Source organism: Streptomyces sp. NPDC005402 (assembly GCF_040606575.1).
Taxonomy (GTDB): domain Bacteria; phylum Actinomycetota; class Actinomycetes; order Streptomycetales; family Streptomycetaceae; genus Streptomyces.
Map to the genome: position 1 here is coordinate 113,362 of NZ_JBEXFB010000006.1, position 25,013 is coordinate 138,374.

The following is a 25,013-nucleotide window of genomic DNA, read 5'->3' on the forward strand; positions in this document are numbered from 1 at the left end:
GCCCGGTTGAGCACGTGTGGCGCGACAACAGGCCTGTGCGACAAGGGGGTTGATCATAAGTCGATGCACCGAGGGCGCAAGAAGGCGGGGCCACCGAACAGTTCGGTGGCCCCGCCCTCCTGTCGATGTCAGTCCTCGCCGTTCTGGGACAGGATCGAGACGTCCTCCAGCAGGTGCGCCAGCGCGCCGTCGCGCTTGACGTTCGAGGAGTTCTCGGTGCACTGCTGCTGCATGTGGTCGGACAGGATCGGAACGTCCTGGATCGCGCCACCGATGGCCGCGTTGGCCGAGGCCGGAATGTCGTTCAGGGCGACGCACGGCTTGTTGAAAGAACCCTGGATGAGAGCGATCTGCGGGCTCATCTTCCCGTACGTGGTCGAATTGCCGAAGGACTGCCATCCCGCGTTGCCGTTCGTGACGCTCGGGCCTTGGTCGTTCCCCACTGCCAGCGCCTGCGGTGCCGCGGCAGCGGAGGCGCCCAAGGCGGAAGCGGCGACAGCTGCAGTGGCGACAAACTTCTTGATCACTGGCCAACCCTTTCTGAGGAAACGTCTGCGCGGAGCGCTCTGGTTCAACTGCGTCGGCGCAGCATGGTTTCTCGCGTTCACTCCGTCGGCCCATACCGAGGGCACCCGGCGAGCCTCATCGGCCCTGGTGATCAGGGCGCCGGCATTTCATGCGGGCCAACCGGGTGAATCCCCGCAACCAATTCACGAGGGTCCGGTTGTTGAGGCCGTAGGACACGCGTCGCTACGACGAAAGGAACGCGAAGTGCTCAAGAAGGCAATGGTTGCAGCGGCGGCTGCCGCTTCCGTCATCGGAATGTCGGTGGCGGCCGCGCCCCAGGCGCTTGCCATCGGCGACGACAAGGGGCCGACCGTTGCCAACGGCAACGGCGCCTCGTCGAAATTCGGCAACTCGGTGACCAAGGGCGACATGAGCCCGCAGCTCTCGCTGGTGCAGGGCACGCTCAACAAGCCCTGCCTGGGTGTCCAGGACACCGACGTCGCCGTCGACGGGTTCATCGGCGGCACCATCCAGGACGTCCCGGTTCTCTCGGACCACCTGCAGCAGCAGTGCAGCGACAACTCCTCGAACGTCAAGCGCGACGGCGCGCTCTCGCACGTCCTGGAGGACGTGTCGGTCCTGTCGGCCAACAGCGAGAAGTGAGCCGCCCCGCAGGGTGAGGGCTTCGGCGGTTGTGTAGCTCTTTCGGCGGTAGGGCGGCGGTATTGTGCGGCCCATCCGAGTGAATTCCGGGGTGTCGCACGTTGATTTTCCCTTCTTCGGTCAATTTCTCGTGTGCAGGCTGCTGGTCATGGTGCGAGCCGTACGGCTGTGCTCGCGCGGTTTCGGCCGTCAATGAGGCATGACCGCAGAGAAGGGAAAGTTCATGAAGAAGACCGCTGCTGTCGTTGCGGGCGTGATCATGGCTCTGGGTGCGGCCACTCCGGCTTTCGCTGACGCGGAGGCCGAGGCTGTCGCCGTCGGTTCCGGAGGATTTCTGTCCGGCAACGTGGTCCAGATTCCCATTCACGCGGCCATCAATGTGTGTGGCAACTCCGTGAACGTTGGCGGGATCTTGAACCCGGCGTTCGGCAACGTGTGCGTGAACGGCTGACGTCGTTCCGCACCAGCCGTACAGCTGTGTCATGGCCGGCCTTGGACATCCTTGTCCGTTCCAAGGCCGGCTTTCCCATTTCTTCAAGCAGGAAGACGAATAAGAGTGCGACAGACCCTGAGCAGGGGAATGTTCGCGGCCGCTGCCGCGACGAGCCTTCTGTCCCTGTGCGGTAGTCCCGCCCTGGCCGATTCGCAGGCGAACGGGGCCGCAATGGACTCGCCCGGTGTGGTGTCAGGCAACGACGTGCAGGTGCCGGTCGACGTGCCGTTGAACCTGTGCGGCAACACGGTTGACGTGATCGCCGCACTCAACCCGGCTTTCGGCAACGACTGCGCGACGCGGGGCGAGGGCGGTGCGGACGGCTCGGGTCATGACCACGATGAGGACGCGGACGGCGGGACCGAGGGTTCGCCCGGCGTCGGCTCCGGCAACGACGCGGGAGTCCCGGTCGAGGTGCCGGTGAACGCGTGCGGCGACAGCGCCGACCTGGCCGCCGTCCTCGCCCCCGCCTTCGGCAACGCCTGCGCCGAGGACGCCCCGGACGGATACGGCGACACCCCTGCGACGACTCCACCGTCCACCCCACCGCCCGGGGGGAAGAGCACGCCTCCCCCCGCCGACAGCGGCCACACGCCCTCGCACACCGGAAGCGAACAGCCCGCTCTGGCCGAGACCGGCAGCGCGGCCCTGCTGGGCACCTCGGCCGCGAGCGCCGCACTGATCGCGGCCGGAGCCGTTCTGTACCGGCGAAGCCGAGCCGCGTCCCGTCGATGACACGTGGGGGTGCCGGCCGCGGACGCCCGGCACCCTCCCCGTGGACGCCGGGCAACCCGGCCAGGAGCCGTGTCAGGGACGCACGGCGGGCGCCGGCCCGCGCTGCCCCCGACCGCTGGGCGCCGGGATCGTTCCGGCGGGTGTGCCCGTGCGCAGGCGACGCCGCACTCCGCCTACGAGCGTGCTCGCCGTGAAGGTCGCCCCGTGCACGAAGCGCATGGCCGGGCCGAAGCCGGACGCCGTCACCAGACCCGCGAGGAACAGCCCTGGACAAGAGGACTCGAAGTCCCGCCCGACCTGCGGCGCGCCGTCGGCCACCGTCGCCAGGGAGCCGCGCAGTTCGTCGGAGAGCAGCCGCAGCCGCTCTCCCGTCGCCCTGAAGCCCGTGGCGGCGATGACATGCTCCGTGTCCAGGGAACGCAGGACCCGCCCCGGCCCCGACGGGTCCGATCCGCCCCCGCCGCTCACCACGTCCAACCGCACCCCGTCGCGCACCGGACGGGCCGCCGCCACCTCGTGGCCGAGCTGCACCTCGACGACCGGCTCGATACGGTCGCGCAGCCACCAGGCTCCGGCCGGTCCCAGCGCCGTGGCGCAGATCCGCGTCCGCCTCGCCTCGGGAAGCCGGTGGAAGAGGCCCGGGCGTTCGGAGTAGAACCAGTTGCGCCAGCCGGGGCCGAGGCCGCTGTGAGGGGCGCGCGCCCGCTGCCACCAGGGGCGTTGCCAGGGCGGCGGCACGTCGTTCCACTGCAGCTGGTCGGCGCGCGCCAGGACCCGTACGCGTGTGCCCTGCTCGGCGAGGAGGGCCGCCGTCTCCAGCGCCGCCTGGCCACCGCCGATCACGGTGACATCACGGTCGCGGAAGCGGACGAGGTCGTCGTGATGGCTGCTGTGCGACACCAGGGAGGCGGGGAGCGCGCGCAGGGCGGCCGGCAGCTCCACGAAGGGCATCACACCGACCGCCAGGGCGACCGTGCGGGAGTGCAGGGTCTCGCCGTCCTCGGTGACCGCCTCGAAGCCGCCCGGGCACGGCGCGATCCGCGTGATCGTGCGCTCGTCCACCTCCGGTACCGCGTTACGCGCGAACCACTGCCCGTACGCGGCGAACATCTCCACCGGGATCGGCTCCCCGTGCTCGGCTGCCACGCCCTGGCCCGCGCAGTACGCGTCCAGCCGCAGCCGGCCCGCCGGGTCCGACAGGTTGGACGCCCACGGCTCGGACTTGAGGAACATCCCGCGCGGCATGTGGTCACGCCACGAGGCCATGGGGCGGCCGAACACCCGCAACCGCAGCCCGGCGGCCGCGGCATGGGACGCGATGGACAGACCGTACGGGCCCGCGCCCACCACCAGGAGGTCGTACATCAGCAGCTGCTCACTTTCTTCTCGTCCGACAGCTCGTCAGGGAGCCCGTTCGCAAGGGCGGGAGACCGGTAGGGCGTGGCGGGGGAGGGCGGTGGCACGGACACGGTGGCCCCGACCAGGCGTCCGGTGCCGACTCCGCCCGGCCGTCGCAGTCGCTCCCGCACGCGGCGGGACACATGGCGTGCCCACAGCCCCCGCATCACCCGGCCCGGCGCCCGGTCGTCCTCCGCGTGCCAGGCCAGTTCCCGTCCGTCGGGAGCGGGGCGCAGCAGCGTGAGCGGGGAGTAGTTCTCCACCACGAAGGCGCGCCCCGGCAGGGGCGAACCCTCCGGCAGCGGGCGGTGCGTCAGGTCCAGGTGCAGGGCCCGTACGACGTCCAGGTCCGCGCTGTCGGCGAAGAGCCGGAACTGGGCACCGGGGCGCGGGTTGAAGTCGAGGAGGTGGTAGGCGCCGGTCGTGCCGCAGCGGCGGAAGTCGAGATCGAGGATTCCGCGGTAGCCCAGTGCGCCGGTGAGCCGCTCGGCGAGCGCCTGCACGTCCGGGTTCGGCCGCCAGCGACCCACCGCGGTCAGGCCCGCCGCGCGCGGCCAGGACCGTTCCTTCACACCGGGGCCGCCGCCGATCACCGCGCCCGAGCGGGCGGCGTAACCGTGGAAGAACCAGTCGCGGTCCGGGCCCGGTGGCAGGAACGCCTGTAGTAGCAGCCGGCTGCCCGCTTCCTCGGTGCGCAGGTACAACTCGTGCGCCTCCTGCGGGCTGCGCACCACGACGGTGCTGCGCAGCCCACCCGTCGTCGGCAGCAGCCAGGGGCGGCTCCACTTCGCCACCACCGGAAGGCCCAGCCGCCAGGCCGCGGCGGCGGCCTCGCCGGCGCTGGCCGGGACGACCGTCTCCGGATGCGGGATGCCCGCTGCCGCGCACACCGTTGCCAGTTCGGCCTTGTCGGCCACCGTTTCGGGCAGCGCCGGGGGTTGCTGCGGCAGGAGGTAGGAGGGGGCCAGCTCCTCACGCAGCCGGCCGACCGCGACCGCGCTCGCGTCGTCCATCGGGATCAGGACGGCGGGGCCGGCGATCCGGGCGGCCACCTGACGCAGTACGACAGCGATGTCGGCCTGGGACGCGCCGGGCGGCGGCGGGGAGTGCAACTGCCGTACGAAACGGGACGCGCGGACCGGACTTCCCGCGCAGTCGGCGACCAGGTGCACCTCCAGACCTGCCCGGCCCAGTGAACGCACGGCACCCAGCGTTCCGTGGTGAAAGGGATTGGGGTCGATCCGCAGCAGTACTGCGGGGATCCGGCTGTCGAACGACGACACGGCATCATCCTTCGGTTGTTTCACTCGTGCGGGCGATCGGAGCACACGAAAGCCGTAAGCACGGTGGCGAAATTCATATTGATATGACTGAGTGTCAGGTAAGGGAAAAGCCTGAGGGCGAGGCAAAGACAGCGAAAGCGAAAGCGAAAGTCCGAGCGTGGAGAGAGGAGCAGGCATGGCCCTACAGCATCGACGGACCCGGTCCGGGCGGTTGGCCGTTGTCGCGGCGTCGGTCGTCGCGACAACGGCACTGGCGTCCGGTCCAGGATTCGCGGCGGGTGCGGGGGTGGCGCGGATCGCCGATCCTCCCGCTCCGACACCCGCCGTCACACCGGTCCCCGTGATCCCGGCCCTGCCCGAGCAGCCGAAGGTGACCCCGCTGCCCCTGCCGGCCCCGGCGCGGCCCGGAAAACATGCCCCCGCGTTCGGTGCCTATCTCGACTACGGCCCCAGTGGCGTGGCCCGCATGCTCGACCTCAGCCGCTGGCTGGGCGGTGCCGAACTGCGCGTCGGGCACACGTATCTGCCCGGAGACCGCTGGAGCAACATCGAGGGCGCCCCCGGCTTCCTCGACGCGTGGGCGCGCTGGCGCACCGGGCGGGAGGACCGGATGTTCGTCCTCAACGTCCCCATGCTGGAGCGCAACGAGGAGCACGTCCCCGACGCCGAGGTGCGGCAGTTGTTGCGCCAGGGCGCTGCCGGCCGGTTCGACCATCACTTCCGCGCGCTGGCCGAACGGCTGGTGCGGCTGAAGGTTCCGGACACGGTGATCGTGCTCGGCTGGGAGATGAACGGCACCACGTACACCCATCGCTGCGGGCCCGACCCGCAGGCCTGGAAGACGTACTGGAACAGGATCGTCACGACCATGCGTGCGGTGCCGGGGCAGAAGTTCCGGTTCGACTTCGCGCCGTCCCGGGGGCGGGACGCCGTGCCCTGGACGCGGTGTTATCCGGGGGACGACTCGGTCGACATCGTTGGCATGGATTCCTACGACCAGCCGTCCGGGGTGACATTCGACGAACAGGTGAATGAGCCCTACGGCCTTCAGGCGCAGGTCGATTTCGCCAAGGCCCACGGCAAGCCCGTCTCCTATCCGGAATGGGGACTGTTCCGCAACGGGGACAACGCCGAGTACATGCGGCGCATGCTCGCCTGGATGAACGAGCACAAGCCGCTCTACAACACGCTGACCGACTACTGCCCGCACGGTGTGTGGCAGTGCCCGGACAACCCGAGGGCGGCAGAGATCTACCGGTCCCTCCTCTCCGGCACCATCACGGACCCCGTCACGGAGCCGGCCGAGCCCACGGACCCGGTCACGGAGCCGGTCGAGCCCACGGACCCGGTCACGGAGCCGGAAGAGCCCACCGTCCCCGCCAGCCCGACGAGTCCGCCCAAGTGCGCGCCGTTGGATCTGGGCGACTGGGTCGAGTACTGGCTCGGCGGGAAGCTGTGCCTGCGCTTCGACTGGTGGGCGCGCAACCGGTAGCGCGGCCGGCCGGTGGCGGCGGACTCCCTCAGGACCCGCCGCCATCGTGGCGTTCCTTCCGCTCCGTCCAGCCCTGCCAGTGGAGAAGCAGTTCCTTGCCCCGCCGCCGCGCGGCCACGTCGCACTCGACCGCCGCGAGCAGCGGGGCCGTGCGCCGCCGGGCCAGCAGCAGCCGCTGGTTGACGACCGTCTTGGGCCGCCAGTGGTGCTTGTACGGTTCGGTGCCGCGCAGCAGGCTCAGCGTGCCGTGGCCGCCGTCCTGGGTGCGACGGCTGCACGCGTCGAGCAGCATCACCGCCACGTCCGCCTTTCGTTCCCGCAGGCACGGGTGGGCGCCGTACAGATAGCCGCCCGCGAGCCGCCGCGACAGCAGGGTGAGGTCCACGGCCACCACGTCGTCGTCGAGGCGGAACTCGGTGACCACCGCGTCCCCGGAGCGCACCATCGGTGCGACCGAGCGCACCAGGTGGTCGCGGAACCGAGGTCGCAGATGCTCGGGCGTCACCCCTCGGCCCTGCCACTGGAGCGTGTGCAGCTCGATGAGCCGCCGCAGCGCCTTGTCCACCTCGTCCGGTGTCACGGTGTGCTGCTGGATCCCGAGCGCGGTCAGCTTGCGCAGCTTGGCGCGGACCCGCTGCTGGGCCTTGGCCGTGGGCAGACGCGTGATCAGTTCGTCCATGGACACGGCGGGCAGTTCCAGGCACACCGAGTCGTCCACCCGGCGTCGGGGCCCGCTCCAGTGGCCGTAGATCCGCTCGGCGGCGCCGCCCGGGCGGACCTCGCGGAGGTCGATCAGGGCGGTGCGAGCGGCCGCGGACAGGCCCCCGGCGAGCGCGGTGACCGCCTCCGGGCCGCGCTCGTCGTCCAGCAGCACGTCCCCGTAGTCGGAGATGGACCCGCCGAGCGGCACGAGGGAGGGCACCGGGCGGTCCACCCGCATCAGCGGCGCGGCGGCGGCCAGGTCGGCACCGTCGCGCACCAGCACCAGCCGCAGCCGGCCGCGTCGGCCGTACGACAGCCACCAGGAGTGCAGCCAGGCGTGACTCTGGAAGGGGGTGGCGGACCCGCACCGGCGGTACAAGTCGCCCCACTCAGCCGCCAGTTCGGCGAAGCCCTGTTCTGTGGTGACGAGTTCCGCCCGGTACCTCACAGCTGCCCGTGGGTGTCGGCGGCCAGGGCCGGACCCGGTACGGACGCGGGGCGCCCGGGCGCGTCCCCGGACCGCCTGGGCCGGCCCAGCAGCACCAGCCCGCCGAGCAGGCCGCCCGCGCTCGCGCCCACCAGGCCGATCAGGGCCGGGGATGCCGAGGACGGCTCGCTGGGCTTGGTGGCCCGGGCGAACTGCTGAAGCTCGACACGGGTGGCGCCCTTGGTGTCGTTCGCGTGCCGGGTCAGCGCTCGGGAGACGGCGTTGGCCATGTCGGCGGCGAGGTCGGGGTGGGTGGAGGTGGCTGTGACGGCGACCATCGGGGCGTCCGGTGAGGTCTCCGTCCGCACGCTCGACTTCAGCGTCGTGACCGGCACCCCGGCCCACACCTGTGCGTCCCCGAGCACCGCGAGCTGCGTGGCGACCCGGCCGTAGGCCTGAGCGAAGCCGGTCGCGGTCGCCGGGTCGGACTTCGCGGTCGGGACGGCGACGACGTAGGAGGTGGCGGTGTACTCGGGCGGCGCGGCGACCCCGTACACCCCGCCGAGCAGCCCGCCGACGAGGGTTCCGGCCGCGAGCAGGGTCCAGGGCGGCAGGGTCCTGACGCGGGCCAGGCCGGTGCTCGGGTGGCTTGGTCCGGTGGGGTTCTCGGTCATGAGGAAGGGACTCCCTGGGGTGATGGAGACGTGGAAGAGGCGGCCACCGCGGCCGCGTAGACGTTCAACAGGCGATCGGCGCTGCGGGTGATGCTGTAGCGGTCGGTGGCCTCGGGCGCGGTGCGCGGGCCGGGGCCCATGGCCCGGGTGGCGGTGACGGCCCGCGCGAAGGCGTCGGGGCCGCCGCGGACGAGGCGAGCGGCCGCCGCGCTCTGCGGGGGCAGGTCCTCGAGCGCCGGACAGGACGAGTAGAGGACGGGCAGCCCGGCCGCCAGCGCCTCCACCATCGCCAGACCGAAGGTCTCCTCCGGGCACGGGGAGGCCAGCAGGTCCATCGCCGAGGTGAGGGACGGCAGATCGGGGCCGGGGGTGCCGTCGGGGACGCAGGGGCGTTCGCCGGTGAACAGCACGCGGTCCGTGACCCCGGCGTCCTGAGCGGTCCGCCGCAGAGCGTGCTCCTCCGGTCCGCCGCCGGCCAGCAACAGCCAGTGGTCGGCGGGCAGTCGGGCAAGAGTCCGGATCAGGACGTCGAAGCGTTTGGCGGCCGTGAGCCGGCCGATGCCGCCGATGAGGTACGCCGTCTCGGGCAGGCCGAGCCGCTGCCGGGTGCGCAGGCGACGGTCGGGGTCGAAGCGGAAGCGGTCCAGGTCGACGCCGTTGGGGACGACCTCGATCCGGGGAGCGGGAACGCCCCAGCGTCTCAGCCGTTCGGCGACGGCGGGGGAGACGGCGACCGTGGTCCGGCCCAGGCGCTCGCTGGCCAGGTAGAGCCCACGAACCCCCGCCGTCAGCGGGCGGCCCTCCATCTGCGAGTCACCCAGGGAGTGCTCGGTGGCGACGATCGCCCGGACGCCGGCGAGCCGCGCGGCGAGCCGGCCGTAGACGCAGGCACGGTAGAGGTGGGTGTGCACGAGGTCGTAGCCGCCCGCGCGGATCAGCCGGACCAGCCGGGGCAGAGCGCCCAGGTCCCGGTTGCCGGCCATCCCCAGGTGGGTCACCCGCACCCCGTCGGCGGCCAGCCCGTCGGCGACCGCGCCCGGGTTGGTGAGCGTGACGACCTCGCAGTCGACCGGCAGGTGCCGCAGCAGGTGCCGGAGCTGCTGCTCGGCACCGCCGACGCCCAGGCCGGTGATGACATGCAGGGCCCGCACGTCAGACCCCCTCGACAGGGCGTCGGCGCAGGCGGTGCAGCCGGTACTTCAGAAACAGGCGTACGGCGGTGTCGCCCTGCCCGATGTACAGGCGGGGCAGGGCGTACGGGCCGTTCAGCGGACCGGGGTCGATCGCGCAGGCGTACGTGTACCCGGCGTCGCGGACGGCGTCCACGGCACGTTGGTCGATCGTGCCGTACGGGTAGCAGAAGCCGTTGACGGGAGATCCCGTCAATTGCTCCAGCGCGGCCCGGCTCTCGACGACCTCGGCCTTCACCAGGGCGTCGTCCGCCTCGGTCAGGTCGACGTGGGTCAGCCCGTGCGAGCCGATCTCCACGCCCTCGGCCGCCGCCTGCCGGATGCCGTCCGCGGTGAGCAGCGGCTTGCGCGGGCCCGGCCGGTCCCAGGCGTTGTCCCCGCCGAGCCGGCCCGGCAGTGCGAAGAGCGTGGCGCCGAAGCCGTACCGGCGCAGTACCGGCAGGGCATGGTCGACGAAGTCGGCGTAACCGTCGTCGAAGGTGAGCCCGACCAGCTTGCGGCCTTCGCCGCGGGCGCGGGCGGCCAGCAGGTCGGCCACGGAGACCCCGGTGAGGCCGCGTCCGCGCAGCCAGCGCAGCTGCCGGTCCAGCCGCTCGGGCGTGACCGTGACGCGGTAGGGGTCGTCGGAGGCGTCGCCCACGGAGTGGTACATCGCCACCCAGGGCACCGGACCTCTGAGAGGGGCGATGTCAGCGGAAACGGGCATACGGGAGCCTTCGGGTGACGGTGCGTACGGAACGCAGTGCGGAAGCGACGCCCTGGACGTTCAGGGCCCTGGCGAACAGGACGAAGACGGCGACCACGGTCAGGGAACCCGCGGCCAGACCCGGTACCGCCGAGCCGAACAGGCTCGCCGTGAACGCGCCGGCGACGGCTGCGACGACCGCCGCGCACAGCGTCCTGCCGAGCCCGACGAGAACCCTCCGGGTACGGATCGGGACGTTGCGCGCGCCCATGCCGGCGAGCAGCACCATGGCCGTGACGGTGATGCCGATGGCGTTCGCGGCGGCGATTCCGGCCACTCCCCAGGGGCCCACCGTCCAGGAGCCGACGCCGGCGGTGGTGGCGATGCCGAGGGCCATCGCGCCGAGTGGATACCAGGTGGAGCGGCCCGCCGAGAAGTGCGACCGGACCAGGCACCCGACCAGGGTCTGGCCGAGCAGCCCGAGGGCGTACACGCGCATGACCCCCGCGGTCGCCGCCGTGTCCGCCGCGGTGAACTCGCCGCGTTGGAAGAGGAGTTCGACCATCTGCGGGGCGCAGGCGATCACCGTGGCCGCGCCGAGCAGCACCAGACACGCGGCCAGCGCCAGGTCCCGCTCCACGCGGTCCCGGGCACGCTCCGTGTCGCCGTCGGCCAGCGCCCGCGCCACCACCGGGAAGGTGACCGTGCACAGCATCAGTGACAGCGTCATCGGGATCTGTGCCACCTTCTGCGCGTAGTTGAGGTGCGAGATGGCGCCGGCCGGGAGGGTGGAGGCGAGGAAGCGTTCGATGAGGATCTGGGACTGCCGGCACAGGGCGAAGAGGAGGACGGTGGCGACCATCGTCAGCGTCACGCTCTGCCCGGGCGCCTCGGCGGAGGCGACCCGAGGTGCCGCCCGGCGTCGCGACTGCCGCCAGACGGACGGCAACTGGATCGCCACCATCAGTCCACCGCCCACCGCGACCCCGACGGCCGCCGAGCGCACGCCCCACTGGCCGCCCAGCACGAACATCGCGGTGATGATGCCGGTGTTGTAGGCCACGTAGATGGCGGCCGGCGCGAGGAAGGTCCGGTGTGCCCTGAGGGCGGCGCTGCAGTACCCGGCGAGCCCGAAGCCCAGCACGCTCAGCGCGGTCAGCCGGGTGCAGTCGACGGCGAGGCCGGGGTCGGGCAGCCCCGGTGCCAGGGCCTCGACCAGGTAGGGGGCGGCGCCGATGACCATCGCGGACACGCCGACGAAGGCCAGCGACAGCCAGGGGAGCGTGGCGGCCACCAGCGAGCGGACCGGGTCGCCGGGAGCGCCCTGCGCACGGCGGGCCAGCGCCAGGCTGAACGCCGGGATCAGCGCGAAGGCCAGTCCGTCCTCGATGAACAGGGTGGAGGCGAACTCGGGCACGGTCCAGGCCACCAGGAAGGCGTCCGTCTCGCTCCCGGCACCGAACAGCCGGGCCAGTGCCTGGTCACGGACCAGCCCGAGCAGGGCTCCGACGATCGAGAGGGCGGCCGTGACCAGGGTGGCCTTGGCGAGGAACCCCCCGGAGACGGGGGCGAGTTCGCTCGCGTCGGCGGTGCGGGCGGAGGGAACCGCCACCGTGGTGTCGGTGTCGGTGTCGGTGGGCGCGTCGGGCCGGGAGGGCGTCACGTTCACCGCACCGTGCCCCATGCCGTCGTCTTGCCGCTTCCGGCCAGCGCCCACCACGCCACCAGCCCGAAGCACACCGCCGTCAGCACGGTCGACGGGCCGCCGATGTCGGCGTACAGGAAGTCGCTCAGCTGCCAGATCAACAGGCCGCAGGCGACGAGTGCGCAGTCGAGCCCCGGACCGTCACGCCGTACCCGCGACAGCCCGCGCAACCCGCACACCAGAAGGCCCAGCCAACAGCCCGCGAGCGCGAGCAGACCGATCAGGCCCTGTTCGGCGAGGACGAGGAGGTACATGTTGTGCGGGGACAGCAGCGGCTGCTTGCGGAAGTCCGCGCCCGCGCCCTCGGTGTCGCTGCCCGCGGACAGCGCGAGCGAGGCGTGTGTGTCCCGGTGCTCGGGGAAGCCCTTCAACCCGACGCCGGTGAGCGGATGTTCGCGCCACATGCCGACCGCCGCCGCCCACAGCGTGTAGCGATCGGTGACGGACTGGTCGGGCGCGTCGGCGACCCGTGTGACGCTGTCGATCCGCTCCTGGAGCTGTGCCGAGCCCAGTCCGAATCCGCCCACCAGGATCACGCCGGTCGCGGCCACCGCCGCGGTCACCGTCAGCGCCCGCCGCAGCCCGGCCAGCACCAGCTGTGCCCCGCACGTCACGGCCGTCGCGATCCACGCACCGCGGCTGAAGGACAGCGCGAGCGGCAGCAGCAGCGCGACCGCGCAGCCGGCGGCGACCGCCCGCTGTCGTACGGACGTCCGGCCCAGGGCCAGCCCCACCGAGCACACCAGCCCGAAGGACACGACGGTCGCCATCCCCATCACGTCACTCGCCCCGAAGGTACCGACGGCCCGGATGTCCTGGCCCTGGTACGAGGCGCCGGTCCCCGTCATGTACTGATGCGTACCGATCGCGCCCTGCCACACGGCGAGCCCCACGAACGCCCAGGTCAGCAGCCGGAAGTCAGTCCGGTCGCGGATCAGCAGCAGGACGGCGGCCGGGACCAGCACGAACACCTGGAGGTAGCGGCCCATGCCGCTGACGCCCGCGCTAGGGGAGGCCGCCCCCGCCGCGGCGAGCGCGAGCCCGGCCACGGGCAGTCCCAGCAGCACGACCGCCGTACGGGACAGGGGGCGCCGCCGGTCCCGTACGAGCCGGATCGCGCAGTACACGACGACGAGCGCGGAGGCCGCGTCGGCCGGTCCCGCGCCGCCCTCGTCGCCCGGGGTGAGCGGCAGCGCGAGCAGGGCGACGACGGCGAGCACGGGCAGGACGGGGGGCCACTGCCGGACGCGGGGCAGGGTCAGGGCGTGGGTCATGTGCTCAGCTCCCCGTCGGGCGCACGAGCGCGGCCGCGGTGCGCAGCAGGATGCAGACGTCCTGCCACAGCGACCAGTTGTCGATGTAGGCGTTGTCGAAGCGGGCCCGGTCCTCGATGGAGGTGTCCCCGCGCAGACCGTGGATCTGGGAGAGGCCGGTGATGCCGGTCTGCATGCGGTGGCGGGCCGCGTAACCCGGGTGCGCCTGGCTGAACTTGGCGACGAAGTACGGGCGTTCGGGGCGCGGCCCGACCAGGCTCATGTCGCCCCACAGGACGTTCCACAGCTGGAGCAACTCGTCCAGCGAGGTGCGGCGCAGGAAGCGGCAGAACCACGGCATGCGGTGTTCGTTCGCCACACTCCAGCGGGTCGCCGCCTCGTGCTCGTCGACCGGTCTGTGGGTGCGGAACTTCAGCAGGGTGAAGGGCCGGCCGTCCTTGCCGATGCGCTCCTGCCGGAACACCACACCCGGCCCTCCGGTCAGCCGCAGCGCCACCGCGAACACCAGCAGCAACGGGCTGACCATCAGCAGCAGCGTCCCGGAGACGGCCACGTCCAGCAGCCGTTTGCCGAGGCCGCCGCGCCGCCGCGAGCCCAGGTCCAGCCGGCGACAGGAGAACCCGGCGAGCTGGTCCTTCGAGGCGTACGACGGTGAGTCCGGCTCCACCTCCCACACCGCGCAGCCCGACTCGGCGAGCGCCCGCAAAAGCGGGGCCTGGGCGGAGCGGGCGGAGGGATGGACGACCAGGACGTCCCGCACACCGTTCTGGATGAGGGCCCGCTCGACCTCCTCGCCGGTCGTCAGCACCGGCAACTGACCGCCGCCGTCCGGCTGCTCGGCCACGATGCCCACCGGCCGCACCCCGCACCGCGGATGCCGCAGCACGGCGGCGGCCACCCGCTGCGCGATCCCGGCCGGGCCGACGACCAGCGCGGCCCGCGGCCGGGCGCACCGCAGCACCCGCCGCCGCCAGTGCACGGTGCCCCGGGCCGCGCAGGCCGTCGCCGACTGGAGCACGAAGCCCGTGGCGAGGGTGCGGGCGGACAGGGCGTGGTGGGGCGCGTAGGCGGCGACGAGGGCCGCGACCGCCAGCCAGGCGATCGCGATCCGGCCGCACACGGTGGGCAGTTCGTCGAGGATCCCCGGTACCGGCCGCGTCGGGTGCCGGCGCAGCAGCATGGACGCGGTCACCAGCAGCGCCACCAGGAGCACTTGGTGCTCGGCGCCGGCGAGTGTCACGGCGCCCAGCAGGGCGGCGACGCTGTCCGCGGCGAGCAGCGGGGCCGGGGAGGCCGGGCGGGCCGGGGGTCTGCTGGCCGGGAAGCGGAAACCGGATGCGGTGCCGCGCGACGGTTTGACGAACAGCGGCGCGAAACCGGGATCCCGTGGCTGGGCACCGGGCGAGGGGACGGTACTTTCCGCGGTCACGAGTGGATGAACTCCCTGTACTCGGTGGGCACGGCGCATACGGCGGCCGGGCCGCCGAGCACGTCGCGGTACACGGCCGCCACCGCTTCGGCGGTGAGCCGTACATCGTGCGTGGACAGGACGTGGCGGCGCCCCTGATGGCCGAGCGCCTCGCGCAGCAACGGATCGAGCAGCAGCGTGGTGACCGCCTCGGCGAGCGGCTCCGGATCACCCGGTGGCACCAGGCAGCGGGGGAGGAGCGCGGGCGGCAGGCTCTCCCGGGCACCGTCCACGTCCGTCAGCACCACGGGGCGTCCGCAGGACATCGCCTCCAGCGGGGCGAGCGCCATGCCCTCCCAGAGCGAGGGCAGCACGACCAGGTCGGCGGCCTGGTACCAGGGCGCGGTGTCGGTGACGGCCCCGGCGAACAGCACGGTCCGCGGTGCACGGGAGCGCAGGCGTTCCAGGTCGGGCCCGTCACCGACGAGCACGAGCCGGGCGCCCGGAACCCGCCGCGACACGCTGTCCCAGGCATCCAGCAGGACGTCCTGCCCCTTCTGCCGGCACAGCCGCCCCACGCACACCACGAGAGGCGCGGCTGGATCGACACCGGGAAGGACATCGGACCGTACGGTGTCGACGGGGGCGGGGTGGAAGCGGTCGGGCCGGATGCCGTTGGGGACGACCGTCCACCTCCCGCCGATCCCGGCGCGCACGCCGGTCGCGCGCTCCGCCGCGCTCACACACACCACTCGCGATGCCCAACGCGCCCCCCACCGCTCCCACCTCAGCGCGAGCGCCGCCGTCATCCCGCCGACCGCCTCGAACGACCAGGCATGCGGCTGGAACACGGTCGGGATCCGCCCCCGCACCGCGAGCCGGCCGACCAGACCGGCCTTGGCGCTGTGTGCGTGGACCAGGTCGGGGCGCACGTCCTCGAGCACCTGACCGAGCCGCCGTACCTCCCGCACCAGGGCCGGACCCGGTGAGCGGGTGGCGGGCCAGTGCCGTACGTCGGCGCCCAGCCCCCGCACGGCGGGAGCGAGGGGGCCGTCCGGGCAGGCGACCGTCACGTGCAGACCGGCCGCGAGCTGGGCTCGGGCCAGGTCCGTCACCACACGGGCGACCCCGCCGTCCACGGGCTGGGTCAGGTGCAGGACCCGTGGCCGGGGGTCGGGGACTGACTGGTGCATGCGCGTTTCCTCGCTCACGGACGGCGCTCGGGACGGGAGGGAAGGCGCCTACGCGCGGGCAGCAGCAGCGACGAAGAGCACGCCGGCCCTGGCCGCGTCGCGCTGGGAAACGAGCCACAAGGCCGACTGGTCACCACCGGACCGCGGCGCCTTGCCGAGTTCGGACAGATCGGACCGGTCGACACCGGACGCGTCGAAGTCGTCGTCCGCCGCGCGGACGGTGCCCCGGACGCGGACGGGAGCAGCCGGCACCCCGAGGGCGTAGACGCCGATCCTCGCAACGTGGCACAGCGGGATCCCGGAAATACGCATGACCGGCTTTGCCCTTTCAGCAGGTGACGTGACGAATGCGAGGTGCTGGCTGCATGGGTGCGTCAAGAGCTTCGCACCCTATCCGGTATGCGCATTTAGTCCGTGAAACCCGACATGTGTGTCGGAATGGTGCGGCACGTTCGTTCGTGAGATCACCCCATTGGCCGCACAACCCGCGCGGGCGTCACGCGTTGACACAGCACCGGGCATCCCCGTCCGGTCTGTGTCAATCCCCAAGGAGTACCTCCCCATGTCGCGTATCGCGAAGGGCCTGGCCCTGACCACCGTTGCGGCCGCCGCCGTTGCGGGCACCGCGGGCATCGCCGCCGCCGACAGCGGCGCGCAGGGCGTTGCCGCCCACTCCCCGGGCGTGCTGTCGGGCAACGTCATCCAGGTCCCGGTCCACGTCCCGATCAACGTCTGCGGCAACACGGTCAACGTCATCGCCGCGCTGAACCCCGCGTTCGGCAACGAGTGCGAGAACGACTGACCTCGGCTCGCCGCCTCCGCCGGCCGCCCTCGCGTGGACCCTTCCACGGGAGTGCGGCCGGTCCGCGTTTCCCCGGTTGGGGGGTGACCTGCGAAACGAGCGGTCCATGTCTTGGCATGCCCTTACCAGGGGTGATGTCCGAGGGGCGCGGCCTGGGCGATGTCGGGGGGTGATCGTTTGGGTTGCAGGGCGCGGTGGTCGCATCCACGGTGAGCTCAGGATCCCGAGCACATCGAAAGGAACCCCATGCGTGGTCTGCCCGCACGGCGTATCGCCTCCTGCGCACTCTCCGCCGCACTGCTCGTCGCGGTCGCCGGTCCCACCGCGGCGGCGGCGGAGAGGGACTCGGCCGCCGGCCGCGTCGAGGCGGCGTCCCATGCGCCGGTGCCCGTTCCCGACGCGGACGTGCTCCGCCCCCAGGTCGAGGCCCTGGCCGGACTGGGCGGCGTGCTCACCCCGGTCACCGACCTGCTGAACACCGTGCTCGGGGCCGACAACGGCCAGCTCTCCGTCGAGCAGGCGTCCAAGCTCGGGGACGCCGTCAAGAACGCCTTCGCGAAGATCACGGAGGAAGCTTCGGCGGCCGCCGTCATCCCGCCGGCCACGGGCATGACGACGACTCCGAGCACGACGACGGGCGGCACGACGACGCCGAGCTCCTCCTTGCAGTTCACGCTCATCCAGAACCGCGAAGCCGCCGAGGCGCGGTCCACCAAGGCGTCGGCCGACCTGCTGGACGACGTGCTCGACGCCCTGCAGAAGGCGGTCGACGCCCTGCTCGCCGCGGTCACCTCCGGAGAGGCCACCCAGGTCGAGTCCACCCTCCCCGCCGTGATCAGCGCCCTGGTCGACACCATCGCCGCCACCATGGTCGGCACCGAACTGCCCGCTCCCGACCTGGCGGGCCTGTCCCTGCTGCCGAGCAGTTCGCCGCCCGCCGACTCGCTCTTCCCGGCATTTTCATGAAAGCCCAATATCCGCGCACGGAGTTTCCGCTCCGCCCGGGGCTCGTTGGGCACGGCGTCGGGCTTCCCCGCCCGACGCCATGAATTGCCGAAGAGAGGAACACGATGAAGTCCCTGAAGGCTGCTGCTGTCGTTGCCGGTTCCCTGGTTCTCGCCGGTGCCGCCGCACCCGCGTTCGCTCAGGACACCGCCGATCTCACGCCGACCAGCCTCAACGGCGCCGTCAACTCGCTCACCAAGGGCCCCCTCGACGTGCGGCCGCTGCAGCACCAGTCGGACGCGCTGAACACGGAGAACAAGAAGTCGGTGCTCCACACCGCCAAGAAGGCGACCGCCAAGGCGAACTCCAGGCGCGGACTCCTCGGTGGACTTCCCGTGGGCAAGTGACGTCATCCTCCACGCCGGGGCCGATTCCCCAGCGGCGGCCGCCGCCCGGGATCGGCCCTACGTGCTGTTCGAGCCGGACAGCACAGCGGAGCGGTGCCTCCCTCGTTCGGATGGAGACGGCATCAGCGCTCCCCCGGCCGAGTGAGAAACGGCCACCCCCGTCCGGCCGCGTGGGTACGGTCGCGCGGTGACCACGACCTCCGGCGAAACCCGCCCTCTGCGCACCGCCGATCTCGGCACTCTCGCGATGACGGCCTGGAGCGGCGAGGCTCCCGACGGCCACGACATGCCCTTCCTTCTCGCGTATTCCCGCGGGGACGCCCCCGACGGCACCGAGGCCGCGACCGCCGCCGTCGAGAGGCTGCTGAACGAGAACGGCCTGACCGTCGGCGGTGACCTCGTCGACGGCAGCGTCAGGCCGAGCCTGCCGATCACGATGCTCGTGGTGGCCGGGCATGCCGTCGTCACCATGCCGCGGCTGAACGTCCAGTGCCAGGTAGGGCCGCAATGGCTCGCGGCCGTCGCCGAGCGCGGCTACGCCTACGTCGTGTTCACCACCCGGCCCTGGCCCAGGGCCACGGGCCGGTCCGCCGTCACCTGGGACGAACTGGCCGTTTTCGCGAGTGCCGAAGAGACGCTGAAGGCCGCCGCCCACATCATCCTGCCGGCGCGCAGCCTGCGCTCCTGACAGGGCAGGCCGAGAGCCCGTCGGGATCGCCGGCATCCGGACGAGCCGACTGCCGTAGGTCGTACTACTGCGGCAACCGGGGGAATCTCGCGCTGGTCACCGCACCGGGATCGTTACCGGTACGGACGTTGAGCCCGCACACCTGAAAGGGACCGAATCTGTCATGAGGTCGACCACCCGAGGAACCCTTGCCGCCGTCATCACGGGCGTCGCGGCCGCGGTGGGGGCTGCCGCGTCCCCCGCCGCGGCGGTGGGCACGGTGCCCGTACCCGTGCCGCTGGAGGGTGCCGAGAGCGCCCTCCACATGGAGCTGCCCAAGGCCGGCGGGAAGATCCCGGTGATGACGCCGGGCGTCCCCGAGGCACCGAAGTTCGTCGAGGGCCGGCTCATGCCGGAGCGGACCATTCCGCCGGTGCCGATCAACGGCGGGCTGCCCGGCGCCGACCTCACCGCGCCGGTGCCGCACCTTCTCGACGACGGCTTCGACCATCTCGGCCTCGACGCGCCCGCCGCCGATGCGCGGACACTGACACCGGGCCTGGCCCTGGACGCCCCGCTGACCGCGCCCAAGCCCGGTAGCGGCACTCTGCCGCAGCCGAAGCTCCCGGAGGCGGGCGTCCTGCTGCCGATGGTGCAGGCCACGCCGGGCGCCGACCTGACCGCGGGCCCCGGCCTGTAAAGCGCCTCGACCCCTCCTCCCCCGACGGGGCCCGGACCGTGACACGGCCCGGGCCCCGTCGGCGCTTCGGCACGGAAGTTCACCCCTTGGGCCCTCGGACGGTGACCGCGCAGGCCGTCGGGCGGTTACCGGTACGGGCAACGGAACCCGAGCCCTTTCGCGCACGAGACGAGGAGCACACGATGGTCATGAGCGTCGGCCGAACACCGGTGGGCGCCGATCCCTCCCGGGCAAGCCCGGAGAGCGGCGCGCCCGTCCGCCGGAGCAGGCGAGACCTGCTGCTCGGGATCTTCGGCCCGGCCGCCGTCGCGGTCGCGCTCACCCCGGTCGTCACCGCCTCGCGGGTGCCGCGCGCGGCCGAACCGGCCGCCCGGCTCGTCTTCGACGAGATGTACCGGGGCCGCCTGATCCGCGGCGTCCGCACTCCCGTCGGCGGTGCTCCCGGCGGCGGACAGTGGCGGGTCACCGTGGACGGACGGCTGCTGCACCTGATGCGCCGCGCCGACGGCACCTGGCTGAGCATGGTCGACCACTACCGGTCGTACGCCACTGCGCTGGACGCCGCACGGGCGGCCGTCGACGAACTGGGGCCCGGGCGGCAGTTGCGGGAGACGGGGAACGACGGGGCAGACATGGGGGGCCACGGTGGCGTACACGCGTAAGGACGTCAGCACACTGACCGCGGCCGAGAAGCGGCGGTTCGTGCAGGCGATGCTGGAGCTGAAACGACGCGGCGAGTACGACGAGTTCGTACGGATGCACATCGACTTCTACGTCTCGGACGGCGAGGAGGGACTGCGTACGGCGCACATGTCGCCGTCCTTCCTGCCCTGGCACCGTCGCTTCCTGCTGGAGCTGGAGCGGGCCCTGCGCCGCGTCGACTCCTCGGTGACCGTGCCGTACTGGGACTGGACCCGCGACCGCACGACGAGGGCGGCGCCCTGGACGGACGACCTGCTCGGCGGCACCGGCAGGCTCCCGGACCGGCAGGTGACGACCGGGCCGTTCGCCCACGCGACCGGCAACTGGACGCTCAGGGAACGCATCACCGACGAGGACTACCTGACCCGGGACCTCGGGCGGCCCGCCGATCCGATCGAGCTGCCGACGCGGAGCGACCTGGAGTGGGCCCTCCAGGACCCCGTCTATGACACCTCGCCCTGGGACTCGACGTCCACCAAGGGGTTCCGCAACAAGTTGGAGGGGTGGGGGAAGGGCCAGGGTGCGGCCGCCTGGCGCAACCACAACCGGGTGCACCGCTGGGTCGGCGGGGTGATGGTGAGCGGCGCCTCCGTCAACGACCCGGTGTTCTGGATGCACCACGCCTTCGTCGACCTGTGCTGGTCGCGCTGGCAGCGTCGGCACCGCGACCACCGCTATCTGCCCGCGCGACCGCCCGGCCCGGGCAGCGCCCAGCGCGGCCGCATCGTCGCCCGCCACGAGAAGCTCCCGCCGTGGGACGTGACCCCGGACGAGTTGGAGGACCACGGCAGGATCTACCGGTACGCGTAGGCCGAACGGCGGCACGGAACCACGGGTGCGGACACACAAGAGCCCCGGCGCTGGAAAGTGCCGGGGCTCTGGAGTGGGTACGGGCGATCAGCCGCCGTAACCCTGCCCGTGGTCCTTCTTGTTGCCACCGGCGCGGTGCTCCTTGTGGCCGCCGTTCTTGCTGTCGTCGGCCTTCTTGTCCTTGTGGTCGCCACTGTTGTTCTCGCAGTGGTTGCCGAACGCCGGGTTCAGCAGGCCGACCACGTTGACGGTGTTGCCGCACACGTTGACCGGGATGTGGATCGGGACCTGGATGACGTTGCCCGACAGGAAGCCGGGCGAGTGGACGGCCGCGGCGTCGGCGCCCGCGTCCGCCATGGCCAGGCCGGCGCCACCGATCATCACGGCACCGGTGCCGAGAGCGACTCCGGCCGCCTTCACGATGCGAGACATAACGTTCTCCTTTGGTTCGTGGAGTGCGACGACAGGACGCGCCGTCGCACTCCCCCTTCAACGCCGCCCCTCACGGCTGGTAACGGCGCCCCGCCGCAGATCACCCGTTTTGAAGAGTGACGGGAGGGACCTCAGGGCAGTCGCCGTACCGGAGAACCCGAGAGGAAGGCCTGGATGTCCTCGATCGCCTGGCCGTAGTACGTCGTGTAGTTGGCGCGCGAGACATAGCCGAGGTGGGGTGTGGCGAGCAGGCGGGGGGCTGTGCGGAACGGGTGGTCGGCGGGCAGGGGCTCGGTGTCGAAGACGTCGACGCCCGCTCCGGCGATGCGGCCCTCGTGCAGGGCGGCGAGGAGGGCGTCCTGGTCGACGATGGCTGCGCGTGAGGTGTTGATCAGGTAGGCGGTCGGCTTGAGGAGGGCGAGTTCGGCCGGGCCGAGCAGGCCGCGGGTGCGGTCGCCGAGGGCCAGGTGGACGGAGACGAAGTCGCTGGTGGCGAGGAGGTCGTGCAAGGAGGCGGCCGGCTCGACGCCCACCTCGTCGGCGCGGTCCTTTGTGAGGTTCTGGCTCCAGGCGCTGACCTCCATGCCGAAGGCGAGGCCGACCCGCGCCACCCGGCTGCCGATCTTCCCCAGGCCGAGCAGCCCGAGCCGACGGCCGTGCAGGTCGGCACCGACCGTCCGCTGCCAGGGGCCGTTGTCGCGCAGGGCCCTGCTCTCCTCGACGATCCCCCGGGCGAGGCCGAGCAACAGCGCCCAGGTCAGCTCGACGGGTGGGGTGGAGGAACTCGCCGTACCGCACACGGTGACGCCGTGTGTCTCGGCGGCGGCGTAGTCGATGACGGTGTTGCGCATGCCGGAGGCGACGATCAGCTTCAGCCGGGGGAGGCGGGCGATCAACGATCCGGGAAAGGCGACGCGTTCGCGCAGGGTCACCACGATGTCGGCGTCGGCGAGGGCCGCGGCGAGGGCGTCCTCGTCGGGGAAGTGGGTGTCGTAGGTGACGACTTCGATCTCGTCGGCCAGCGGTGACCAGTCGGCGAGCTCGGTCGCCACGTTCTGAAAGTCGTCCAGCACAGCACAGCGCAGCCGCACTTCGGTTCCCTCCGGTTCCTCTCCACCGCCAACGAGGCCGACTCTACGGGGGATGGCCGGCTCCTCCTGGGCGAAGCCCGCCTGCGGGCGAGGCCTCCTGCGGGCGAGGCCTCCTGCGGTCGGCCGGTGAGGCGATCCGGGGGAGGTTGAGCACCCCGTGGTCCCCGGTCGACGAGACGCGAGCCCTCCTGCTCGGCCCCACTGCTCGGCCGGGGCGATGGCGCGCGTCCACACGACTGCCACCGAGGCGTCGAGCTCGCCCGGAAAAGGGGGCAGGCGTGAGGAGCTCAGGCCGGGTGATCTGTTGTCCCGGGGCGAGAACGGCGGCATCCTCGCAGGCTGCTCGCCACCTGCGCCCGGCGTTGTTGATGGGCAACTCTCGGGTCTGAAGAAGCGACTTGAAGCCGCCGGAGACCTCCCGGAGCCGCCCGACGGCGGTTGATCTTCAGCCAAAGAACTTCGACATGTGTGCGACGCGGCCACCCGCAGAAGCCCGGTGAGAGCCGGACCGCCTCTGAACCCGCTCTTGATCGGTGGGGGAGTGCCCGGGGGGCTCTGTCGTGGCGAGCGATACCCGTTCTGAGCAGCAAAAACGCCCTCCCGATGGGAGGGCGGAGACTTGCGCCCCCGGCAGGACTCGAACCTGCGGCCAAGCGCTTAGAAGGCGCCTGCTCTATCCACTGAGCTACGGGGGCCGGGTGTGGTGGCCTCTGTCTTGGGTGCCCGGGTGTGGGCCGTTCCGTGACGTTGCCGGGGACAAGGATAGGGCTCCCACGACCTTGTCCCTGTTGCTTCGCCTCCGTGGCTCGATGTGGAGGTTCAGTGAAGCGGTCCTGATAATCGCAGGCAGGTACGAATAGTGCATCGCTTTTGGCGCCTCACGCGCCGGGTGTTGTGCACTCGTTATGCCTGGACTGTGCCTGTGTCCCAGTCATCCCTTCCATCCCTTGTGTCCGGTCGGCGCGCAGGCATGGCCATATGCTTCAGAATTCCCCCAAAATTGGGCATTCTTCACATGTGGTGACCTTGGACGTACGGCCTCAGCTGCTCGACGCACTCTCCGCCCTGCGCGACCGTGTCGCCGCCGCACGCTTCCCGCTGCCCCTGGCGGGGGCCCCACGCGCGCGTGCCAACCGCGACGAACTGCTCGCCCAGCTCGACGACTATCTGGTGCCCCGGTTGAGGGACCCGGAAGCGCCACTGCTGGCCGTGGTGGGCGGTTCCACCGGGGCCGGCAAGTCGACTCTCGTCAACTCCCTTGTGGGACGGCGGGTGAGCCAGGCGGGCGTGCTGCGACCGACCACGCGGACACCGGTGCTGGTCTGCCATCCGGAGGACCATCACTGGTTCAGCGGAATGCGCGTACTGCCCGACCTGACCCGCGTGTGGGTGCCCCACCAGGAGCCGGGGGACGAACTCCTGCTGCCCGGTGAGAACCCCGCGCGCGTGCTGCGCGTCGAGACCGCCGACACCCTCCCGCCGGGCCTCGCGCTCCTCGACGCACCCGACGTCGACTCCCTGGTGGCCGACAACCGCGTCCTCGCCGCCGAGCTGATCTGCGCCGCCGACATCTGGATCATGGTCACCACGGCCGCCCGCTACGCCGACGCCGTCCCCTGGCATCTCCTGCGCACCGCCAAGGAGTACGACGCCACCCTCGTGACCGTCCTCGACCGGGTGCCGCACCAGGTCGTCTCCGAGGTCTCGCGGCAGTACGGCGCCCTGCTCACCAAGGCGGGCCTCGGCGAGGTGCCCCGGTTCACGGTGCCGGAGCTGCCCGAGTCGGCCTGGGGCGGTGGCCTGCTCCCGGCCACCGCCGTGGCGTCGCTGCGGACCTGGCTCGTCCACCAGGCGCAGGACCGCGTCGCCCGGCAGCACACCGTCGCCCGTACGGCCCACGGTGTCCTCGCCTCCCTCAAGTCCCGGATGCCGGAGCTGGCGGCCGCGGCCGCCGCCCAGTACGCGGCCGCGCTGCGGCTCACCACCGCCGTGGAGGGGGCGTACGACAGCGAGTACGCGCGCGTGCGGAGGCGGCTCCAGGCCGGTGCCGTGCTCGCAGGTGACGCCCTCAAGCGCTGGCGGGCCTTCCCCCTCGACTGCACCGCCGCGGAGCTCCTGGACGCCCTGGTGGAGAGCCTGGGCGCCCTCCTGCTGTGCGCGGTCACCGCCGCCGACGAGCGCGTCCACGAGGCCTGGCGGCGTGAACCGGCCGCCCTCGCGCCGGAACTGACGAACCGCGAGCCGGCCCCCGAGAGCGTCGAACACCGGATCGGGATGGCCGTACGGCGCTGGCGGCGCGAGCTGGAGGAGTACGCCGAGGAAGAGATCCGTGGCCTCGACCGCGGTGTCGCGCCCGACCCCGAGACGATCGCCGCCCTCGTGGCCACCGCGCTGCTCGGCGGACGCCGGGCGCGGGTCGCCGGTGAGGGGCTCGCCGAGCGGATCGGCGCCCACGGGGCCCTGCGCCTGCGCGACCGGGGTGGACGACTGCTCGCCGAGCACCTCGACAGGGTCGTGCACGCCGAGCGCGAGCGCCGGCTCGCCCCGCTCGACGCCCTCGACGTACACCCCGAACCACAGGCCGAACTCATCGCCGCGCTGTCCGTACTGCAGAAGGAGAGGTGACCG

At 72.1% G+C, this 25,013-nt stretch carries 26 protein-coding genes and 1 tRNA gene; 12 read left to right on the forward strand and 15 right to left on the reverse strand.

The genetic code is table 11. The features are described 5' to 3' along the window. Positions 1 to 128 precede the first annotated feature (128 nt). Positions 129 to 527, reverse strand: a complete 399-nt coding sequence (locus tag ABZT02_RS13485) for a rodlin (protein WP_356017974.1) — start codon at positions 525 to 527, stop codon at positions 129 to 131. A 244-nt stretch (positions 528 to 771) separates the two neighbouring features. On the opposite strand from ABZT02_RS13485, the gene ABZT02_RS13490 reads away from it, so the two are divergent. The 3 genes from ABZT02_RS13490 (at position 772) to ABZT02_RS13500 (ending at position 2,398) form a co-directional block, all read left to right on the forward strand. Further along, entirely contained in the window at positions 772 to 1,170 is a 399-nt protein-coding gene (locus ABZT02_RS13490; protein WP_356017344.1) for a rodlin, read from the forward strand. Between the two features lie 199 nt (positions 1,171 to 1,369). Next, positions 1,370 to 1,621 (forward strand): chaplin, encoded by a 252-nt coding sequence (locus ABZT02_RS13495; RefSeq protein ID WP_356017346.1) that lies wholly within the window; start codon positions 1,370 to 1,372, stop codon positions 1,619 to 1,621. A gap of 129 nt (positions 1,622 to 1,750) precedes the next feature. Further along, positions 1,751 to 2,398, forward strand: coding sequence for a chaplin (locus tag ABZT02_RS13500; RefSeq protein ID WP_356017975.1), 648 nt, complete (start codon positions 1,751 to 1,753; stop codon positions 2,396 to 2,398). A gap of 72 nt (positions 2,399 to 2,470) precedes the next feature. Here the strand turns inward: ABZT02_RS13500 and ABZT02_RS13505 are convergent, their stop codons facing one another. Beyond that, positions 2,471 to 3,763 (reverse strand): FAD-dependent oxidoreductase, encoded by a 1,293-nt coding sequence (locus ABZT02_RS13505; protein WP_356017349.1) that lies wholly within the window; start codon positions 3,761 to 3,763, stop codon positions 2,471 to 2,473. Next, entirely contained in the window at positions 3,763 to 5,079 is a 1,317-nt protein-coding gene (locus tag ABZT02_RS13510) for an ATP-grasp domain-containing protein (RefSeq protein ID WP_356017351.1), read from the reverse strand. Before ABZT02_RS13510 ends, ABZT02_RS13505 begins: the two co-directional genes overlap by 1 nt. 175 nt (positions 5,080 to 5,254) lie before the next feature. On the opposite strand from ABZT02_RS13510, the gene ABZT02_RS13515 reads away from it, so the two are divergent. Continuing rightward, the gene (locus tag ABZT02_RS13515; RefSeq protein ID WP_356017353.1) at positions 5,255 to 6,571 is read left to right on the forward strand and encodes a glycosyl hydrolase; all 1,317 of its coding nucleotides are present in this window, start codon (positions 5,255 to 5,257) and stop codon (positions 6,569 to 6,571) included. Between the two features lie 28 nt (positions 6,572 to 6,599). On the opposite strand, the gene ABZT02_RS13520 is transcribed toward ABZT02_RS13515, so the two are convergent. The 9 genes from ABZT02_RS13520 to ABZT02_RS13560 are packed head-to-tail and all read right to left on the reverse strand — an operon-like array spanning position 6,600 to position 16,141. Continuing rightward, positions 6,600 to 7,721, reverse strand: coding sequence for a GNAT family N-acetyltransferase (locus ABZT02_RS13520; RefSeq protein WP_356017355.1), 1,122 nt, complete (start codon positions 7,719 to 7,721; stop codon positions 6,600 to 6,602). After that, positions 7,718 to 8,374 (reverse strand): lipopolysaccharide biosynthesis protein, encoded by a 657-nt coding sequence (locus tag ABZT02_RS13525; protein ID WP_356017357.1) that lies wholly within the window; start codon positions 8,372 to 8,374, stop codon positions 7,718 to 7,720. Before ABZT02_RS13525 ends, ABZT02_RS13520 begins: the two co-directional genes overlap by 4 nt. Continuing rightward, the gene (locus ABZT02_RS13530; RefSeq protein WP_356017359.1) at positions 8,371 to 9,525 is read right to left on the reverse strand and encodes a glycosyltransferase; all 1,155 of its coding nucleotides are present in this window, start codon (positions 9,523 to 9,525) and stop codon (positions 8,371 to 8,373) included. The genes ABZT02_RS13525 and ABZT02_RS13530 overlap by 4 nt, the downstream gene beginning before the upstream one ends. Before the next feature lies 1 nt (position 9,526). Continuing rightward, positions 9,527 to 10,270, reverse strand: coding sequence for a polysaccharide deacetylase family protein (locus ABZT02_RS13535; RefSeq protein ID WP_356017362.1), 744 nt, complete (start codon positions 10,268 to 10,270; stop codon positions 9,527 to 9,529). After that, positions 10,254 to 11,933, reverse strand: a complete 1,680-nt coding sequence (locus ABZT02_RS13540) for a lipid II flippase MurJ (RefSeq protein WP_356017364.1) — start codon at positions 11,931 to 11,933, stop codon at positions 10,254 to 10,256. The genes ABZT02_RS13535 and ABZT02_RS13540 overlap by 17 nt, the downstream gene beginning before the upstream one ends. Continuing rightward, positions 11,915 to 13,228: an O-antigen ligase family protein gene (locus ABZT02_RS13545; RefSeq protein WP_356017366.1), complete on the reverse strand. Its 1,314-nt coding sequence runs from the start codon at positions 13,226 to 13,228 to the stop codon at positions 11,915 to 11,917. The genes ABZT02_RS13540 and ABZT02_RS13545 overlap by 19 nt, the downstream gene beginning before the upstream one ends. Before the next feature lie 4 nt (positions 13,229 to 13,232). After that, positions 13,233 to 14,657: an exopolysaccharide biosynthesis polyprenyl glycosylphosphotransferase gene (locus ABZT02_RS13550; protein WP_356017368.1), complete on the reverse strand. Its 1,425-nt coding sequence runs from the start codon at positions 14,655 to 14,657 to the stop codon at positions 13,233 to 13,235. Beyond that, complete coding sequence (locus ABZT02_RS13555; RefSeq protein ID WP_356017370.1) at positions 14,654 to 15,829, reverse strand: glycosyltransferase; 1,176 nt, start codon at positions 15,827 to 15,829, stop codon at positions 14,654 to 14,656. The genes ABZT02_RS13550 and ABZT02_RS13555 overlap by 4 nt, the downstream gene beginning before the upstream one ends. A 48-nt stretch (positions 15,830 to 15,877) precedes the next feature. Further along, positions 15,878 to 16,141 (reverse strand): hypothetical protein, encoded by a 264-nt coding sequence (locus ABZT02_RS13560; RefSeq protein WP_356017372.1) that lies wholly within the window; start codon positions 16,139 to 16,141, stop codon positions 15,878 to 15,880. Between the two features lie 250 nt (positions 16,142 to 16,391). Between ABZT02_RS13560 and chpG the strand changes: the two genes are divergently transcribed. From chpG to ABZT02_RS13595, 7 genes are all read left to right on the forward strand, one after another. Next, positions 16,392 to 16,631, forward strand: a complete 240-nt coding sequence (gene chpG, locus ABZT02_RS13565; RefSeq protein ID WP_356017374.1) for a chaplin ChpG — start codon at positions 16,392 to 16,394, stop codon at positions 16,629 to 16,631. 246 nt (positions 16,632 to 16,877) lie between these two features. Then, positions 16,878 to 17,597, forward strand: coding sequence for a hypothetical protein (locus ABZT02_RS13570; RefSeq protein WP_356017376.1), 720 nt, complete (start codon positions 16,878 to 16,880; stop codon positions 17,595 to 17,597). A 104-nt stretch (positions 17,598 to 17,701) separates the two neighbouring features. Next, positions 17,702 to 17,983, forward strand: a complete 282-nt coding sequence (locus tag ABZT02_RS13575; RefSeq protein ID WP_356017378.1) for a hypothetical protein — start codon at positions 17,702 to 17,704, stop codon at positions 17,981 to 17,983. A 187-nt stretch (positions 17,984 to 18,170) separates the two neighbouring features. Beyond that, positions 18,171 to 18,671 carry a DUF5949 family protein gene (locus ABZT02_RS13580; RefSeq protein WP_356017379.1) on the forward strand — a complete coding sequence of 167 codons (501 nt, stop codon included), beginning with the start codon at positions 18,171 to 18,173 and terminating at the stop codon, positions 18,669 to 18,671. A gap of 163 nt (positions 18,672 to 18,834) precedes the next feature. After that, on the forward strand, positions 18,835 to 19,350 hold the full coding sequence (locus ABZT02_RS13585) for a hypothetical protein (protein WP_356017381.1): 516 nt from the start codon (positions 18,835 to 18,837) through the stop codon (positions 19,348 to 19,350). Between the two features lie 182 nt (positions 19,351 to 19,532). Further along, complete coding sequence (locus ABZT02_RS13590) at positions 19,533 to 20,012, forward strand: tyrosinase family oxidase copper chaperone (RefSeq protein ID WP_356017383.1); 480 nt, start codon at positions 19,533 to 19,535, stop codon at positions 20,010 to 20,012. Continuing rightward, a complete protein-coding gene (locus tag ABZT02_RS13595) occupies positions 19,996 to 20,862 on the forward strand; it encodes a tyrosinase family protein (RefSeq protein WP_356017385.1) in 867 nt (288 codons plus the stop codon). The genes ABZT02_RS13590 and ABZT02_RS13595 overlap by 17 nt, the downstream gene beginning before the upstream one ends. 87 nt (positions 20,863 to 20,949) lie before the next feature. Here ABZT02_RS13595 and ABZT02_RS13600 read toward each other — a convergent pair whose 3' ends face one another. The 3 genes from ABZT02_RS13600 to ABZT02_RS13610 form a co-directional block, all read right to left on the reverse strand. Continuing rightward, the gene (locus tag ABZT02_RS13600) at positions 20,950 to 21,294 is read right to left on the reverse strand and encodes a chaplin (RefSeq protein WP_356017387.1); all 345 of its coding nucleotides are present in this window, start codon (positions 21,292 to 21,294) and stop codon (positions 20,950 to 20,952) included. A 131-nt stretch (positions 21,295 to 21,425) separates the two neighbouring features. Then, positions 21,426 to 22,385 (reverse strand): D-2-hydroxyacid dehydrogenase family protein, encoded by a 960-nt coding sequence (locus ABZT02_RS13605; RefSeq protein ID WP_356017389.1) that lies wholly within the window; start codon positions 22,383 to 22,385, stop codon positions 21,426 to 21,428. A 622-nt stretch (positions 22,386 to 23,007) separates the two neighbouring features. Further along, positions 23,008 to 23,080 (reverse strand) — tRNA-Arg (locus tag ABZT02_RS13610). Positions 23,081 to 23,402: 322 nt separating this feature from the next. Between ABZT02_RS13610 and ABZT02_RS13615 the strand changes: the two genes are divergently transcribed. Then, entirely contained in the window at positions 23,403 to 25,010 is a 1,608-nt protein-coding gene (locus tag ABZT02_RS13615; protein WP_356017391.1) for a dynamin family protein, read from the forward strand. The last annotated feature ends 3 nt before the right edge of the window (positions 25,011 to 25,013 follow it).

Bases quoted from the DNA above. Each gene is read 5' to 3' on its own strand.
- ABZT02_RS13500 (WP_356017975.1), top strand. From the start codon at position 1,751: ATGTTCGCGGCCGCTGCCGCGACGAGCCTTCTGTCCCTGTGCGGTAGT.
- ABZT02_RS13555 (WP_356017370.1), bottom strand. From the start codon at position 15,829: ATGCACCAGTCAGTCCCCGACCCCCGGCCACGGGTCCTGCACCTGACC.
- ABZT02_RS13575 (WP_356017378.1), top strand. From the start codon at position 17,702: ATGAAGTCCCTGAAGGCTGCTGCTGTCGTTGCCGGTTCCCTGGTTCTC.
- ABZT02_RS13560 (WP_356017372.1), bottom strand. From the start codon at position 16,141: ATGCGTATTTCCGGGATCCCGCTGTGCCACGTTGCGAGGATCGGCGTC.
- ABZT02_RS13515 (WP_356017353.1), top strand. From the start codon at position 5,255: ATGGCCCTACAGCATCGACGGACCCGGTCCGGGCGGTTGGCCGTTGTC.
- ABZT02_RS13495 (WP_356017346.1), top strand. From the start codon at position 1,370: ATGACCGCAGAGAAGGGAAAGTTCATGAAGAAGACCGCTGCTGTCGTT.
- ABZT02_RS13570 (WP_356017376.1), top strand. From the start codon at position 16,878: ATGCGTGGTCTGCCCGCACGGCGTATCGCCTCCTGCGCACTCTCCGCC.
- ABZT02_RS13585 (WP_356017381.1), top strand. From the start codon at position 18,835: ATGAGGTCGACCACCCGAGGAACCCTTGCCGCCGTCATCACGGGCGTC.
- ABZT02_RS13525 (WP_356017357.1), bottom strand. From the start codon at position 8,374: ATGACCGAGAACCCCACCGGACCAAGCCACCCGAGCACCGGCCTGGCC.
- ABZT02_RS13505 (WP_356017349.1), bottom strand. From the start codon at position 3,763: ATGTACGACCTCCTGGTGGTGGGCGCGGGCCCGTACGGTCTGTCCATC.
- ABZT02_RS13600 (WP_356017387.1), bottom strand. From the start codon at position 21,294: ATGTCTCGCATCGTGAAGGCGGCCGGAGTCGCTCTCGGCACCGGTGCC.
- ABZT02_RS13545 (WP_356017366.1), bottom strand. From the start codon at position 13,228: ATGACCCACGCCCTGACCCTGCCCCGCGTCCGGCAGTGGCCCCCCGTC.
- ABZT02_RS13535 (WP_356017362.1), bottom strand. From the start codon at position 10,270: ATGCCCGTTTCCGCTGACATCGCCCCTCTCAGAGGTCCGGTGCCCTGG.
- ABZT02_RS13540 (WP_356017364.1), bottom strand. From the start codon at position 11,933: ATGGGGCACGGTGCGGTGAACGTGACGCCCTCCCGGCCCGACGCGCCC.
- ABZT02_RS13590 (WP_356017383.1), top strand. From the start codon at position 19,533: ATGGTCATGAGCGTCGGCCGAACACCGGTGGGCGCCGATCCCTCCCGG.
- chpG (WP_356017374.1), top strand. From the start codon at position 16,392: ATGTCGCGTATCGCGAAGGGCCTGGCCCTGACCACCGTTGCGGCCGCC.